This is a genomic window from Motilimonas eburnea, assembly GCF_021295345.1.
Lineage (GTDB): Bacteria > Pseudomonadota > Gammaproteobacteria > Enterobacterales > CBDFNC01 > Motilimonas > Motilimonas eburnea.
In genome coordinates this window covers 12,205-25,279 of the sequence record NZ_JAIMJB010000018.1, presented here as the reverse complement: position 1 = coordinate 25,279, position 13,075 = coordinate 12,205, and the positions used below count along the sequence as shown (strand labels likewise).

The following is a 13,075-nucleotide window of genomic DNA, read 5'->3' as shown; positions in this document are numbered from 1 at the left end:
CCATCTGCAGCAACACTCGAACAAATTAGATGAATTCGTTATTATTTACACGCCCAATCATAATAAAGAGCCAGATATGAGCCTAAAAAACGTGTTATTGATTACCTTGCAAAAAGGGGATATGACAGGATACGAGCTAGCCAAAGAATATGACGATAAATCCGCTAACTTTTGGCAGGCGAGCCATCAGCAGATCTATCGTGAATTAAAAAAAATGGCGAACGAGGGCCTGATAAGCTGTATCAAACAAGCTCAACAAGGCAAGCCCGATAAGAAAATTTATAAGGTCACCCAACAAGGGCAGCAAGCCTTGGAGCAATGGCTAGCACAACCTACCTCAGAGCGCTTACTTAACTCTCCTTTTCTCGCCAAGTTTATGGCTGGCGAATGTGCCAATGCCTCATCAATAAGAGATGATATTGTTCGACTGCAACAAGAGCATGGCGCGTCTTTGGCCAAGTTTGAAAGCTTTTTGGATCATTTTCCGTCTGATAAAAGCCTACTGAGTAAAGGTGACAAACTGGCTTACCTCAGCTTACAGCGCGGTATTATCATGGAGCAGGCTTGGTTAAGCTGGGCTGAGCAAGTGTTACCTGAATTAAATGAGCTTGCAGAGCAAGAGCAACAAGAGCAAGACTAAATAGCAAAGTGAGCGCTATTATTCTCAAATACCTATTCAACATTGGCAAAGGAACTTCCATGCTGGCTGTATTTCGTCAATCTTCACTTAAACTGGGGTTACTTGTCGCGGCCCTGTCGCTATCGGGCTGTTCAACTTCACCCACAGGGCGTAACCAGATCATTATGTTCTCTAACGCTGAAATGTCTCAGCTCGGTGAGCAATCGTTTGCTGAAATGAAAAAGCAACTCCCCATCAGCAAGGATCAAAAAACCAACCAATACGTGGGCTGCGTGGCGAATGCCATTATCAAGCAAGTTCCGCCACAAGCGGGCTACGCCAATTGGGAGGTGGTTGTTTTTGCTAGCGAGCAGGTCAATGCTTTTGCCCTACCAGGAGGGAAAATCGGTGTCTATACCGGCTTACTCGAGGTGGCAGAGAATCAAGACCAATTGGCGACGGTGATCGGCCACGAGGTCGCTCATGTTCTGGCTAATCACAGCAATGAACGGTTATCACAAACTCAGTTAACTAACTTAGGTTTACAGCTATCTAGTGCAGCACTGGGCTCAAGTCAGTATCACGACATCGCAATGGCAGGATTAGGCCTTGGCGCTCAAGTCGGTATCTTGTTACCTTATGGCCGCACTCAGGAATCAGAGTCCGATATGCTTGGCCTAGAGCTCATGGCTCAAGCGGGCTTTAACCCTAACGAAAGCGTGAAGTTGTGGCTCAATATGGCTAAGGCGGCCAAGGGCAGTAATCCACCTGAGCTGTTTTCAACTCACCCGTCTCACAATACTCGGATCCAAGATCTACAGCATAAAATCGCCACTCTCCCCCCAACCGCGAATAAGAAACCAAATTGCACCAAGCCCTGATATTAGGCTAGCTTTTAAGCAACAAGCGTAAAGGCAGCGCAAACTACGCTGCCTGATTAAAGACAATTCCCACTCACGCCCTAAATAGCGCTATAATCGAGCCCATTTCCTGAAAAACATTGAGAGTGATGCTGAGTACCATGTTGGATTATTCGGAAAAAGACATACGTAATAGCTTTGGCACCCCGACCTTTGATCGCGGCCAAAAAGTGTTCACCGATGGCTTGGTACAGAAGTGCAAATATAGCCCTGAGTTAGACAAATTAATTGGTAGCCTGACGGGAGCGGATAAAGACGTGACCTATAATACCAATGTCGAAGTGAAGGCCAGCAATCAACCGGGCAAGTTGATCATCCGCAGTCAGTGTTCATGTCCGGTCGGTTGGAACTGTAAACACGCCGTCGCTTTATTACTCGCGTATCAAAAGCAATTAGAACCAGCGGACCCGTATCAAATTTGGTTTAGTCAACTGCCTCCACAATTTCAACAAAGCCAGACTCACGCTGATTTTAGCAAAGAGAAAGCCATCTACTGTTTGTCCAATGACAAAGATGGCCATGTGCAGGTTGAAGTGGGTGCCGCTAAACCTCTGCGTGACGGCAGCTTCGGCGCATTTAGCAGCAAACGCCTCGAAGAATTAGTGAATGATTACTCTTGGTCTGACTCTTGGCTGACAGACTTCGATAAAAATCTGGTGCGCTTGTTATTGCTTAAAGAGCATGACAAGTACAACCTCAAAAGCACCTTGATTTGCACCGAAAATGACGCCCTTGCACTGCAACGCATGCTCTCTTCAGGTCGGTGTTTTTGGCAAAGTACCGCCTCCCCTTTACAGCTAGGCTCGCCTTTGCCCCTCAACCTGGCTTGGCAGCAACTGCAGCAACAACAATATCAACTCGCCATTGAGCTAGATGGAATTGATGAGCCTTGGCAACTGCTGCCCACGCCGCAGCCATGGTATCTGATCCCTGATGCATTAATCGCAGGCCCGATAGACAGTGAGTTAGATGGTGAATTATTACGAGCACTGCAAAAACTACCCGTATTAGGCGAGCAACAAGCCAGACACTTTACCCAAGAGTTGTTAATTAACTTTTCGGAAGAGGTGATCCCAGCTCCCGTTCAGTTACCCAAAATAGAAGTCGATGCACCACTCACGCCGATACTTAGCATCAGTAAAGGCACGCTCGAAACCGGACAAGCGAGCCTGATAGCCGAGTTTTGGTTTCAATATGGCGACGTTAGACTCTGCCCTAATGTAGTGTATTTAGAGCGACAAACGCGTTTTAGCATCGAAGGCAATAGTTACCATATTAAGCGCCAACACGAGCAAGAGCAGCAAGCATGGCAACAATACCAAAGCCTACCATTAAAACCGGCCAATCAACATTTACTCACTGGACGCCTCGACAAGCAGGTGCTACAAGGCTTTTTGCATAGCAATGATAAAGTGAGCCAAGAAGAGCTTTGGCTTGGCTTTAAATTACTCCATGGCGAGCGCTTAACACAACTTGGCTGGCAGCTTCATTTTGCCGATAACATCGATCTGTCAGCGCAAGCTGTACAAGGCATGAGTGTTGAAATAGAAGAAAGTAACCAATGGTTTGATATTGGCTTAACCATTGAAGTTGAAGGTCGTAACGTACCTTTACTGCCTATGTTATTAGAATGGCTACAACGCCATACCGATTGGAAATCGCAGCAGGGTGACCTCATTTTACCGCAAAAAAATGGCGCGATGCTCACCATCAAACGCAATACTATCGAGCCTATTTTAGCTATTTTAGAAGAACTGACCAATCCAGACAGTCAAACCTTACGGCTACCCAATAGCCATGCCGCAGTACTCGCTCAATTACCAGATATCAATCACTGGATTGGAGGCGAGCACGTTAAAAAGCTGGCTCAGAAGCTGGCTGATTTTTCGGGTATCCAAGAGATTGCGCCATCGGCGAACCTAAAAGCCACCTTGCGTAGCTATCAGCAAGAAGGCTTAAACTGGCTCAATTTCTTGTATGAATATGGCTTTGGAGGCATTTTGGCCGATGACATGGGCTTAGGTAAAACCGTTCAAGCCCTCGCCTTCTTGCAGCATCGTAAAGACATAGGCCAGCTTAACAAACCCGCGTTAGTGATTTGTCCCACCAGCTTGGTGGGCAACTGGGAGGCAGAGGCGAAAAAGTTTACTCCCAATTTAACCACCTTAAAGTTACACGGCCCAGATCGAAAGGCGTTATTTAAAGAGATAAATCATCACGACATTGTCATATCCACCTACCCCCTATTGGTGCGAGACAGTGAGGAACTGGCGCCGTTTGAGTTTAGCGAGCTGATATTAGATGAAGCCCAAGTGATTAAAAATCCAACGGCTAAAATGACCCAAACCGTGAAGAAATTGCATACCGATCATCGTTTATGCCTAACGGGTACCCCTATGGAAAACCACCTGGGTGAGCTGTGGTCTATCTACGATTTTTTGATGCCAGGATTTTTAGGTAACTTAAGCGCATTCAATAAGCACTACCGAACCCCTATTGAAAAGGAAGGGGATCAACAAACCAAACTCTGGTTGAAACAAAAAATCGCGCCTTTCTTGTTACGCCGAACCAAAGATCAAGTCGCAAAAGAGCTGCCGCCGAAAACCGAAATCACCCACTTGATTGAAATGCCACCAGAGCAACGCACCTTATATGAGAGCATTCGCGTCACCATGGAATCGCGAGTGCAAGGCTTACTGGCTAGCAAAGGGTTGGCGCGCAGTCGGATTGAATTCTTAGACGCCCTATTAAAAATGCGCCAAGCTTGTTGTGATCCCAAATTGGTTAAACTCGAGCAAGCACAGAAAATCAGTCAATCAGCTAAGCTGGATTTCTTAATGGAAATCGTCCCAGAAATGTTGGAAGAAGGACGCCGGATCCTGATCTTTTCCCAGTTTGCACAAATGCTAGGGTTAATTGAAAACCAATTTAAAAACGCCAACATACCTTACGCTAAGTTAACAGGACAAACCCAAAAGCGCGCAGACGTGATTAACTCATTTCAAAATGGGGATGTGCCTGTCTTTTTGATTTCATTGAAAGCTGGTGGGGTTGGTTTAAACCTCACCGCCGCTGATACGGTGATTCATTACGATCCTTGGTGGAACCCCGCGGCCGAAAACCAAGCGACCGACCGAGCTTATCGTATCGGTCAAGACAAACCCGTGTTTGTTTATAAGCTCATCTGCGAAAAAACGGTAGAAGAGCGAGTATTAAAATTGCAGCAGCATAAACAAGAGCTTGCCGATGCTGTATACGGCGAAAAAGAAGCAGAGCAACAAATTTTGACCGACAGCGACCAATTACTGAAGCTTTTTGAATCTATGTAGCAATATCATCATGCGCTGCGCGCTATAGTTAGTTTAACTCAGTTAGCAGCGCGTTATTTGGAGGTATCATGGAGCTGAGCAAAATCAAAGGGGTGATTTTTGATTTAGACGGCACCTTAGTCGACTCAAAACTCGACTTTGACCAACTACGCCTTGATTTAAACTTTCCCGCTAACACGCCTATCTTAGAACATCTAGAAACCCTGCAGTGCCCACAACAGATAGCCACCGCAAAACAACGTATTTATCAACATGAAATGGCTGGCGCCAAAGCCGCACAAGAGATAGGCGGGGTAACAGAGCTATTGGATACACTGGAGCAACTTGCCCTACCCGTGGCGGTGTTAACGCGTAATATGCGCGATGCTAGCCGATATGTATTGGATAAGTTTGACCTAAATATTCCCTTGCTCCTCACTCGAGAAGACTGTAAAGCGAAACCCGATCCTGAAGGCATACATATCATCGCTAAACAATGGGGTATTGCCCATGATGAGTTGTTATATGTAGGTGATTATTGGTTTGATATTGAAGTGGCAAAAAATGCCAAGGTGTGGTCTTGTTTGTATGATCCAGAACTAAACAAACAGTATCGCGATCAGGCTGATTGGGTATATCAAACCGTGTTTGAACTAACAGACGCCTTTCGCACCGCCCACCAAAACAAATGGGCGCTCAACTAGGGCAATAACTTACGCCACCAAACACTGGCTTTTAAAATATCTTTCTGGAGCTGTTCACCTACCGGAGTAGACTTAATCGCTAATGACTGCTTGATATAGGCCAGTGCCCGCTTATGCTCGGATAAAGCAAATAATACCTGTGCCATACGTAAGTATAGGTGTGAATCTTGGTTATTTCCCGACAACAATTGCTCATAAAAGCCCAATGCTTGCTGCCAAAGTTTCTGCTGCTGGGCGATAACTCCCATTTGCCAAATGACTTGTTCCCAACGTCGCGAACTATGCGCATTATCTTCAGCCCGCTTCCCCCAAATAGCCACTTGAGCCAAATCCCCCGTTTCAGCCCAATAATTTAACGCACTACGGCAAGCCCAATAATCATCGGGGTTAATCTTTACCAGCTCTTTTAGCTTGCTTGCCGCTAATTCCATTTGCTCAGAGCGCACTAAAAAATTCACTTCTATGGCTCTGACGGCGGGGATGCTGTCATTGACGAGTTTGGCCGATTCTATCCAATGAGAAATAGCATTGGCCACCTCGGTGCTTAGCTTAGATTCAAAGTGGCTAGCGGCCAATAAGACCGCGCCTGCACCCGCTTTACCGTAACAACCATTAGGCATCACGATAAACAAATTCATTGCGCGGTAGAGGGTTTCTGGATCATCACGATAGCCATCAAGTAAATCAAGCGCAGCTTGAAATTCACGTTGCAGCATTTGGGTCCATGATTGCGTCGTGGGCCAATCAGCATTTTGCGCAATGCGCTCTAAAATAACAAAAGTGGAATCCATTCGCACGACGCTCCTAAAGTGAATACCATCTCCGATCACCTTAAACCAATGAACTCAGTGGTAAGGCAATAGGTCAGGATCCAGTGAGTCCATAACGTAGTCTAGGCAAAATATAGGTATTATTATTCGCCAAATCTCGGGGTGAGAGCTTAAAACCCTATTTCACCCAAGATTTTAGCGTAAATAGACACGTATTCCAATTTAAGCGTGTCAGTAAAAAGCGGCTTTTCTTTTCTCAAACGCCGCTAAAACGGCGCTTTCAGCAATAAAAAAAGCCCATAACGGGCTTTTCTACGAGGCGGCTCATGGTTAGCCTTTTGCCTTGGCTTTTAGCGCAGAAGAGCGCGAAAACTCTTGGATTTTTTTGTTAATCTCACGACGCTCTTTCGATAATTCCGCACCTTTGATGATGTGGTCATCGACACGATCTTCATAGTCAGCTTTCATATTTTCAACAATGGCAATGATCTCTTCTTGAGTCATCTCAGGGCGAATGTAATCAAGCAGATTGTCTAATAGGTCAACACGCTTACGGTTGTCACGAACCTTGCTGTCGTTATCTAATATTTCACGCTTTAGCTTATTCTTGCGACGTGTATTTTTTACTAATTCTAATACGTTACTCATTTCTTACCTCATCAAGCAAAACACGGTCACCTACATTGACAAATGCAAAGCAAGTAACTCACCACCCTAGGGAGCTTAGGTGTGTAGGTCATTAGAACATAATTGGCCCAACACCATGTTAGAGCCAAATCAATATATCACTTTTTTGCCTGTTATACCCAAAGCAATAAGGAGAGGTTCCCTCAGCTATCAGCTGTCATAATATCTAGGTTTTCCCTTATAGATAAAATCAATAGCCGGGGTAAGATAACACCATCAACTAACCGGGCTGGTCTAGGCAAGGTTAGGCTGTTCAAGTACTACTTCCTTTTTAGCCGGCTCTCCCTGCCGGCTTTTTTTTATCTCGAAAAGAGAAGAACAAACAAGCTGGTGGCCCATTAGTTATGGCGTCTCCCAATGCGTTCCACGATAACCAAAACCAACTTGCTTGTTCAAAGTTAAAATCGCTGTCAGATGATGATTAATACGCTGTAATACACCCAAATAATCAGCTTAGACAGATAAACCAATCAAACCGACAAAACTTTCATAGCACAATTATATAATACTGTGTTTAGCCACATTTAATATAAAAAAACTATAAATAACAAGTCCCCCAAAATGATACGCCAAAAATACATGGGATAGCGAGCATATTCATAAATAAACATAAACAACTGAATATTAAAACGTAATAGTATAGCCAAACTATTAGCAAGACTAATAACCCAAACATATAACTTATATATACATAAATAAAATATAATACCCATCCGCTTATCTTAGCCAATGAATCGACGAACTGTAGACCATTGACAACAGGTAAAGTTAATCCATAACGGACCGACACACGTAAGCCATACTCAGGGATTCCCCGTGAGCGTGCTATATCCGTTAAGCCACGCATGAAATCAAAGAAAAATCATTGATGAATTGATTTGAGTCATCATGGCTCACTCGATTCCGCTTAGAATGCAACACTCACTGTTATCAGTGTGATACTGAGGGACCAAGCGTGTTTTACACTCGATTCAAATCTGCGGCAGGCGAGATGCTTGCGTTTAGCGAACAAAATAAGCTAACAGGGTTGTATTTTAGTAGGCAAAAAAAGCTGCCCTACCTCCCCCATTATCAGCAGCTGACTCAGGCCTCGACAGCCCCCGAATACGCACTTTTTAGCGAAACTCAAAAGCAACTAGATGCCTATTTCAACGGCGAACTCGAGCAATTTAAACTCCCAGTTGCTTTTCACGGCAGTGATTTTCAGTGTCAAGTTTGGCATCAACTCACGAAAATCCCCTACGGCAGTACGGTCACTTACAAATGGATGGCCGATCAACTTGCTAAACCCAAAGCCGTTCGAGCTATCGCACAAGCCATAGGTAAAAACCCTCTGATCATCTGCACCCCTTGTCATCGGGTTATTGCCTCATCTGGTAAGCTAGCCGGTTATTCCGCAGGGTTAGCCATTAAAGAACAATTATTAAAAATTGAAGGTGTTTTGTAGCGTATTGTTTTACAATTTATGGCTTGCAAAGCATATGTATAAATAATGGGTTATACCAGCTAGTCACAAAACAGGAACTTACCTTTATCCTGATCAAGAACTTATGATAAGTTGGTAAAAATAATCGACACCAAGCTGGATAAATAGATCAAGTAACCCTACTAATACCTAATTAACCTCAACAGCCTTCTACCAGCGGCTTAACATTTTCGCTGAAATCAAGCATCTCTAGGTTGATTGGGTATAAACTCTTAATCATGTAACTTAATTGTATAGGTTAGCGATATGAAAGTGGTTGATTTTCTCAAACAGAAAAAAGAAATTCTGGCACAAAATCCATTTGAGCTAAAAGATTGGCTCTCGCCAACAATTCGTGACTATTGGATTGAGTTTCTCAACAAGGCGCATAACAGCCAATTGGTAAACTGGGCGAGAGAACATCAACTTATCTCTAACGATACGTCTAGCACTGCCCATAAGACAATTGAACTACACCCAAAAGCCGAGGCGGTGCTAGAGCAGCTATCTCAGCAATTAGGTGAAGAGATACATGTGGGGCCTTGGTTTGATATTACTCAACAAACCATAGATGACTTTGCTCACGTAACCCAAGATCACCAGTGGATCCATACCGATCCCGCACGAGCAGAGGAACAGTCCCCATTTAAAACAACCATAGCCCATGGTTTCTTAACCTTGTCCCTGTTACCTGTGTTAACCGAAAGTGTAGACAGTGATAACCCACGCTATCCAACAGCCAAAATGACGGTGAATTATGGTTTGAACCAAGTCCGCTTCCCTTATCCGGTTAAGGTTGGCAGTCGTATTCGTGCTCGAACTCGGTTGTGCAAAGTCAATCCAATTAAACGCGGACTTGAGTTAGTTAAAGAAATTTCGGTAGAGATTGAAGGCTGTCGCCGTCCAGCTTGTGTAACCGAATCAGTGGTGCGTTTATATTTCTAATTGACTCAGCCTGCCGAGTGGCAGGCTGGTTTCTCGACAACCTATCGACAGATCAGCCCCACTTTTTTGCTAACCAGCGATCGACACTAATGGGTCCAGCCCCCCACAACACACAAACCATCAACATCATTCCCCAAAGTTGATGATCATTAAACCCGCCAGCCCACAAGGTGGGGTAAGAAACAACGGCAATAATATTAAATACAAACAATGCGAATGCAGTTGGACGAGTAAACAGACCTAACACCAATAAAACAGGTAAGATGAGCTCTGCAGCCGTCCCTAAATAGGCTGCCCATAGCCATGGCAACAAAGGCACTTGATATTCATATTCAAATAGGTACAAGGTGCTATCCCAACTGTTGAACTTGATGAGCCCAGAGCGAAAAAACACCCAACTAACCCAACCCCGAATGAGTAACAATACCAAGGGAACGACATAGTGGTCGCTCGCATCGACAGCTTGTTCATATTTTTGAATTAAAAAACGCATGTTAAACCTCCTTACACACAAAGCGGCTCAATACGCCTTGTTGAATAAACCTTTGTAGATAGAGACTGGGATCCATGGCCATAGTTTGGGCGATCGTTTCAAGGGTCTTCTGCTGCTGACAAGCCACTAAGAACTGATACGCCAAAGGCTCAACTGGATGTAATGTTACGGAAAAATCTGATTGTTTTTGCAATAACAAATGCTGCGGCCGATAAAAATCAAGCGCCTCCACTTGTTGCTTTTGTAGCATGTGATAAATGTCGCCGATGGCATAGTCACTGGCGACTAAGCGATACTGCGGTGCCAACTGGAAGGCAAGTAAACCAAAACGACACTCATCAACCTCGGCTAATTCGGTAAAGGGAAAAGGGCTTTCATTCAACTCAGCATGGCAAGTTTGCTCGACTCGCCATTCCAGAGCAGCAAAGTCCGCCAAATAGGGCAATGACTCAAGCCGTTCTTGGCTTGTCAACCAAGGGGCGAAGCCCTCACCGTATTCAATAATATTGCCGCTCGCAGGGGGATATAGCTTGATCCATTGCCGAGCCAGCTGGGTAAAGCATTCGTTACCGACTAACTGTTGAGTTAACGGGTACGTGGCTTTTAATGCATCAGTACAACTCACCAAGTAATTATTTTGATATATCTGCATTCGCTGCTGCGGCGACAGTTGAGCAGCCAATGGATGCGATTTGATATGCGGAGTGAGTTCGCTTTCTTTACCAGATAACCATTCGGCGAAAGCGTGTTGCAGTTCACTCAGGGAAAGATTAGCAGCCATGATCTTGCTCCCTGTTTATCGCCAGTGCCTTTTGCTGCTCTTCTAGCAACACCTCCAGCGGGGGAATGTCCGTGTCCCATTCAATTAATGTCACCACAGCAGGATCTCGCTTGAGGTATTGGGAATATAAATCCCACACCGCATCACTCACTCGACTGCCATGGGTATCAATCAGTATTTCACCCGTCCCTAAGTGCTTGCGAGTGAATCCGGCTAAATGGATCTCAACCACCGCGTTATGATCGATCGATGCCAGATAAGTATCACAATCAAATCCTAAATTCATCGAACTCACATAAATGTTGTTCAAATCGAGCAACAATCCACATCCCGTTTTCTCAACCAACAGGTTTAACACTTCCCACTCGCAAAGATCGGCATGGGAAAACTGCAAATACGCCGAAGGGTTTTCAATTAAGATCTGCCTGCCTAAGATCTGCTGAACCTGATCCACACGCTCAGCAAAGTGTTGCACCATTTCCTGTGTATAAGGTAGGGGTAAAAGATCATTAAAGTAGCGACCATCAATGGATCCCCAGCTTAAATGTTCAGACACTAGAGCCGGGTTGTACGCATCCACTAAGGCTTTTAATTGGGCTAAGTGTTCACTGGATAAAGGATCTTTACTCCCTAATGACAAACCAACACCATGGCAACTTAAGGCATAATGTTGGGCTATTTGATCTAGGTATGCGCGATTTCGGCTATGTGGATTAAAATAGTTCTCACTGTGTACTTCAACAAATGCCAAAGCGGGGCGCTGAGCCAAGATTTCTGCAAAATGGGGATGGCGTAAGCCAATGCCAACCCCAAGTGCACTAATAGGGCAAGTCATTATTCTTTCGGCGTTAAACTGCCGCCAGCCAATCTATCGCATAAGCCTTTAGGCAAGGCGATAAACGCATCACCTTGGTTATCAACCGTAGAGGTACCAGCACAAGAAGTTGTTTTAGTGGCACAATCGTTTTGCCCGGCTTTCGCTACGCCATAGCATTTCTCTTTCTCTGCAGCCACAGCGGGGGCAGCAGCCAGGGTTGCACCTAATGCCAATACACCTGAAATGGCTGAAGCCAACATAAGATTCGATTTTTGCATAACTTTTATCCTTCACTTTTTTGCGTTGTAGCCACTTGGCTAAGTTCAATTAATAGAACCGGACAATCAGGATAAAAATTTCAAAAAAATCACAAAATAGCTACTTTACCACCGTCTCTATTATACTTTCTTTTATAAAATCAGATAGTTGCTTCTTGTTAAAAGGTTTTCTAAAAGTCCCCAATAAATTAACATTAAGTAGCTTGAGTAAGGTTTGGGTTGATTCGAGGGTAGTGATATCCATACCAGAAATAACGATGACAGGCAGCTTGTTGCAACATGTTGATTTAGCGATTTTCTCAATATGTGCAATGCCTGGGACATTGGGTAATGAGATATCAGAAATGACTAAACAGGCCTCTTTTAGCTGTTCATCCGTAGGCACTAACTCTGAGGTGATTGCCTCAAGCTCAAGCTTATTAAGCAACCTAACCAACATGCGCACCATCAGCTCGTCATCTTCTATTATCAGTACTTTACTCATCAGTCTGGCATAAGGATAAAGTTATTTACGTAAATATAAGCCATTATGATAGATTTATCCTGTTACGTTAGGAGGATATTTATGGCAACAATTCATTTACTCGTCGGTACGACGATGGGAGCATCAGAGTACATAGCCGATGCATTGGTTCCTTATATAGAAGAAGCAGGGTTTAGCACACACATTCATAATCCGCCTAACTTAGCGGCGCTTCCTTATGATGAAGCCCATATTTGGCTAGTAGTCACATCGACACATGGTGCCGGAGACTATCCCGAATCTATTGTTGAGTTTGCAACGCAATTAGCACAGCAACAACCCAACTTACGTGGCCTGCCGTATGCAGTTATTGCATTAGGTGACTCAAGTTACGATACGTTTTGTGAGGCTGGGCTTAAGATGGACAACCAATTGCAACAACTTGGCGCAGTACAAACCGCCGACCCATTAACCATCGATATCCAAGCCTACCCTATACCAGAAGATGCGGCTGAGCAGTGGATCCCGCAATGGCTGAATCAATTAACTCAATACCAAAAATAACGATAGATAAGGGAGCTATCAGCTAAGCTCCCTGCTATGTAAACCTGCCTTTTCCTTCAAAAGCCTTCTCTTCAGTTGCTCAATTAACGATAAACAATGAAACTTCATACCCAAATTCCATCTTTTTTCTGTGTATAACTATGCAATTTAGCTCTGATTAACCATTAGTTATCCTATTCACAGATTAATATCAGATTAGTCTTGTGGATAAGTAACCCAGTTAAGCGCAGGGAATGCCCGTGATGATCCCACTATTTCCAC

The 13,075-nt window shown here is 44.3% G+C and carries 14 protein-coding genes; 7 read left to right on the top strand and 7 right to left on the bottom strand.

All coding sequences use genetic code 11. The features are described 5' to 3' along the window. Positions 1-76 precede the first annotated feature (76 nt). The 4 genes from K6Y21_RS16295 to K6Y21_RS16280 all read left to right on the top strand — a co-directional run bounded on the left by K6Y21_RS16295 (position 77) and on the right by K6Y21_RS16280 (position 5,551). Positions 77-640, top strand: a complete 564-nt coding sequence (locus K6Y21_RS16295) for a PadR family transcriptional regulator (RefSeq protein WP_233072951.1) — start codon at positions 77-79, stop codon at positions 638-640. Between the two features lie 59 nt (positions 641-699). After that, entirely contained in the window at positions 700-1,500 is an 801-nt protein-coding gene (locus tag K6Y21_RS16290; RefSeq protein WP_233072950.1) for a M48 family metallopeptidase, read from the top strand. Positions 1,501-1,628: 128 nt separating this feature from the next. Further along, positions 1,629-4,868, top strand: coding sequence for a DEAD/DEAH box helicase (locus tag K6Y21_RS16285; protein ID WP_233072949.1), 3,240 nt, complete (start codon positions 1,629-1,631; stop codon positions 4,866-4,868). Positions 4,869-4,936: 68 nt separating this feature from the next. After that, positions 4,937-5,551, top strand: coding sequence for an HAD family hydrolase (locus tag K6Y21_RS16280; protein WP_233072948.1), 615 nt, complete (start codon positions 4,937-4,939; stop codon positions 5,549-5,551). Here the strand turns inward: K6Y21_RS16280 and K6Y21_RS16275 are convergent. Then, positions 5,548-6,342 carry a tetratricopeptide repeat protein gene (locus tag K6Y21_RS16275; RefSeq protein WP_233072947.1) on the bottom strand — a complete coding sequence of 265 codons (795 nt, stop codon included), beginning with the start codon at positions 6,340-6,342 and terminating at the stop codon, positions 5,548-5,550. The two genes, K6Y21_RS16280 and K6Y21_RS16275, sit on opposite strands and share 4 nt — an antisense overlap. A gap of 309 nt (positions 6,343-6,651) precedes the next feature. Next, on the bottom strand, positions 6,652-6,969 hold the full coding sequence (locus K6Y21_RS16270) for a DUF496 family protein (RefSeq protein ID WP_233072946.1): 318 nt from the start codon (positions 6,967-6,969) through the stop codon (positions 6,652-6,654). Positions 6,970-7,963: 994 nt separating this feature from the next. Here K6Y21_RS16270 and K6Y21_RS16265 point away from each other — a divergent pair. Together K6Y21_RS16265 and K6Y21_RS16260 are read left to right on the top strand one after the other, a co-directional pair. After that, the gene (locus tag K6Y21_RS16265) at positions 7,964-8,455 is read left to right on the top strand and encodes a methylated-DNA--[protein]-cysteine S-methyltransferase (RefSeq protein ID WP_233072945.1); all 492 of its coding nucleotides are present in this window, start codon (positions 7,964-7,966) and stop codon (positions 8,453-8,455) included. A gap of 285 nt (positions 8,456-8,740) precedes the next feature. Further along, positions 8,741-9,418, top strand: coding sequence for a MaoC family dehydratase (locus K6Y21_RS16260; RefSeq protein WP_233072944.1), 678 nt, complete (start codon positions 8,741-8,743; stop codon positions 9,416-9,418). Between the two features lie 52 nt (positions 9,419-9,470). Here K6Y21_RS16260 and K6Y21_RS16255 read toward each other — a convergent pair whose 3' ends face one another. The 5 genes from K6Y21_RS16255 to K6Y21_RS16235 all read right to left on the bottom strand — a co-directional run bounded on the left by K6Y21_RS16255 (position 9,471) and on the right by K6Y21_RS16235 (position 12,271). Beyond that, positions 9,471-9,911 (bottom strand): DoxX family protein, encoded by a 441-nt coding sequence (locus tag K6Y21_RS16255; RefSeq protein ID WP_233072943.1) that lies wholly within the window; start codon positions 9,909-9,911, stop codon positions 9,471-9,473. 1 nt (position 9,912) lies between these two features. Further along, a complete protein-coding gene (locus tag K6Y21_RS16250; protein WP_233072942.1) occupies positions 9,913-10,692 on the bottom strand; it encodes an HvfC/BufC N-terminal domain-containing protein in 780 nt (259 codons plus the stop codon). Continuing rightward, positions 10,682-11,527: an MNIO family bufferin maturase gene (bufB, locus tag K6Y21_RS16245; protein WP_233072941.1), complete on the bottom strand. Its 846-nt coding sequence runs from the start codon at positions 11,525-11,527 to the stop codon at positions 10,682-10,684. The genes K6Y21_RS16250 and bufB overlap by 11 nt, the downstream gene beginning before the upstream one ends. Next, entirely contained in the window at positions 11,527-11,787 is a 261-nt protein-coding gene (locus K6Y21_RS16240; RefSeq protein ID WP_233072940.1) for a BufA1 family periplasmic bufferin-type metallophore, read from the bottom strand. The genes bufB and K6Y21_RS16240 overlap by 1 nt, the downstream gene beginning before the upstream one ends. A 100-nt stretch (positions 11,788-11,887) precedes the next feature. Then, positions 11,888-12,271: a response regulator gene (locus tag K6Y21_RS16235; protein WP_233072939.1), complete on the bottom strand. Its 384-nt coding sequence runs from the start codon at positions 12,269-12,271 to the stop codon at positions 11,888-11,890. An 81-nt stretch (positions 12,272-12,352) separates the two neighbouring features. Here K6Y21_RS16235 and mioC point away from each other — a divergent pair, with 81 nt between their 5' ends. After that, positions 12,353-12,814, top strand: coding sequence for an FMN-binding protein MioC (gene mioC / locus K6Y21_RS16230; RefSeq protein WP_233072938.1), 462 nt, complete (start codon positions 12,353-12,355; stop codon positions 12,812-12,814). Positions 12,815-13,075: the final 261 nt, after the last annotated feature.

Excerpts from the sequence above, each read along its gene's own strand:
- K6Y21_RS16295 (WP_233072951.1), top strand. The coding sequence starts at position 77 with ATGAGCCTAAAAAACGTGTTATTGATTACCTTGCAAAAAGGGGATATG.
- K6Y21_RS16290 (WP_233072950.1), top strand. The coding sequence starts at position 700 with ATGCTGGCTGTATTTCGTCAATCTTCACTTAAACTGGGGTTACTTGTC.
- K6Y21_RS16285 (WP_233072949.1), top strand. The coding sequence starts at position 1,629 with ATGCTGAGTACCATGTTGGATTATTCGGAAAAAGACATACGTAATAGC.
- K6Y21_RS16280 (WP_233072948.1), top strand. The coding sequence starts at position 4,937 with ATGGAGCTGAGCAAAATCAAAGGGGTGATTTTTGATTTAGACGGCACC.
- K6Y21_RS16275 (WP_233072947.1), bottom strand. The coding sequence starts at position 6,342 with ATGGATTCCACTTTTGTTATTTTAGAGCGCATTGCGCAAAATGCTGAT.
- K6Y21_RS16270 (WP_233072946.1), bottom strand. The coding sequence starts at position 6,969 with ATGAGTAACGTATTAGAATTAGTAAAAAATACACGTCGCAAGAATAAG.
- K6Y21_RS16260 (WP_233072944.1), top strand. The coding sequence starts at position 8,741 with ATGAAAGTGGTTGATTTTCTCAAACAGAAAAAAGAAATTCTGGCACAA.
- K6Y21_RS16255 (WP_233072943.1), bottom strand. The coding sequence starts at position 9,911 with ATGCGTTTTTTAATTCAAAAATATGAACAAGCTGTCGATGCGAGCGAC.
- K6Y21_RS16250 (WP_233072942.1), bottom strand. The coding sequence starts at position 10,692 with ATGGCTGCTAATCTTTCCCTGAGTGAACTGCAACACGCTTTCGCCGAA.
- bufB (WP_233072941.1), bottom strand. The coding sequence starts at position 11,527 with ATGACTTGCCCTATTAGTGCACTTGGGGTTGGCATTGGCTTACGCCAT.
- K6Y21_RS16240 (WP_233072940.1), bottom strand. The coding sequence starts at position 11,787 with ATGCAAAAATCGAATCTTATGTTGGCTTCAGCCATTTCAGGTGTATTG.
- K6Y21_RS16235 (WP_233072939.1), bottom strand. The coding sequence starts at position 12,271 with ATGAGTAAAGTACTGATAATAGAAGATGACGAGCTGATGGTGCGCATG.
- mioC (WP_233072938.1), top strand. The coding sequence starts at position 12,353 with ATGGCAACAATTCATTTACTCGTCGGTACGACGATGGGAGCATCAGAG.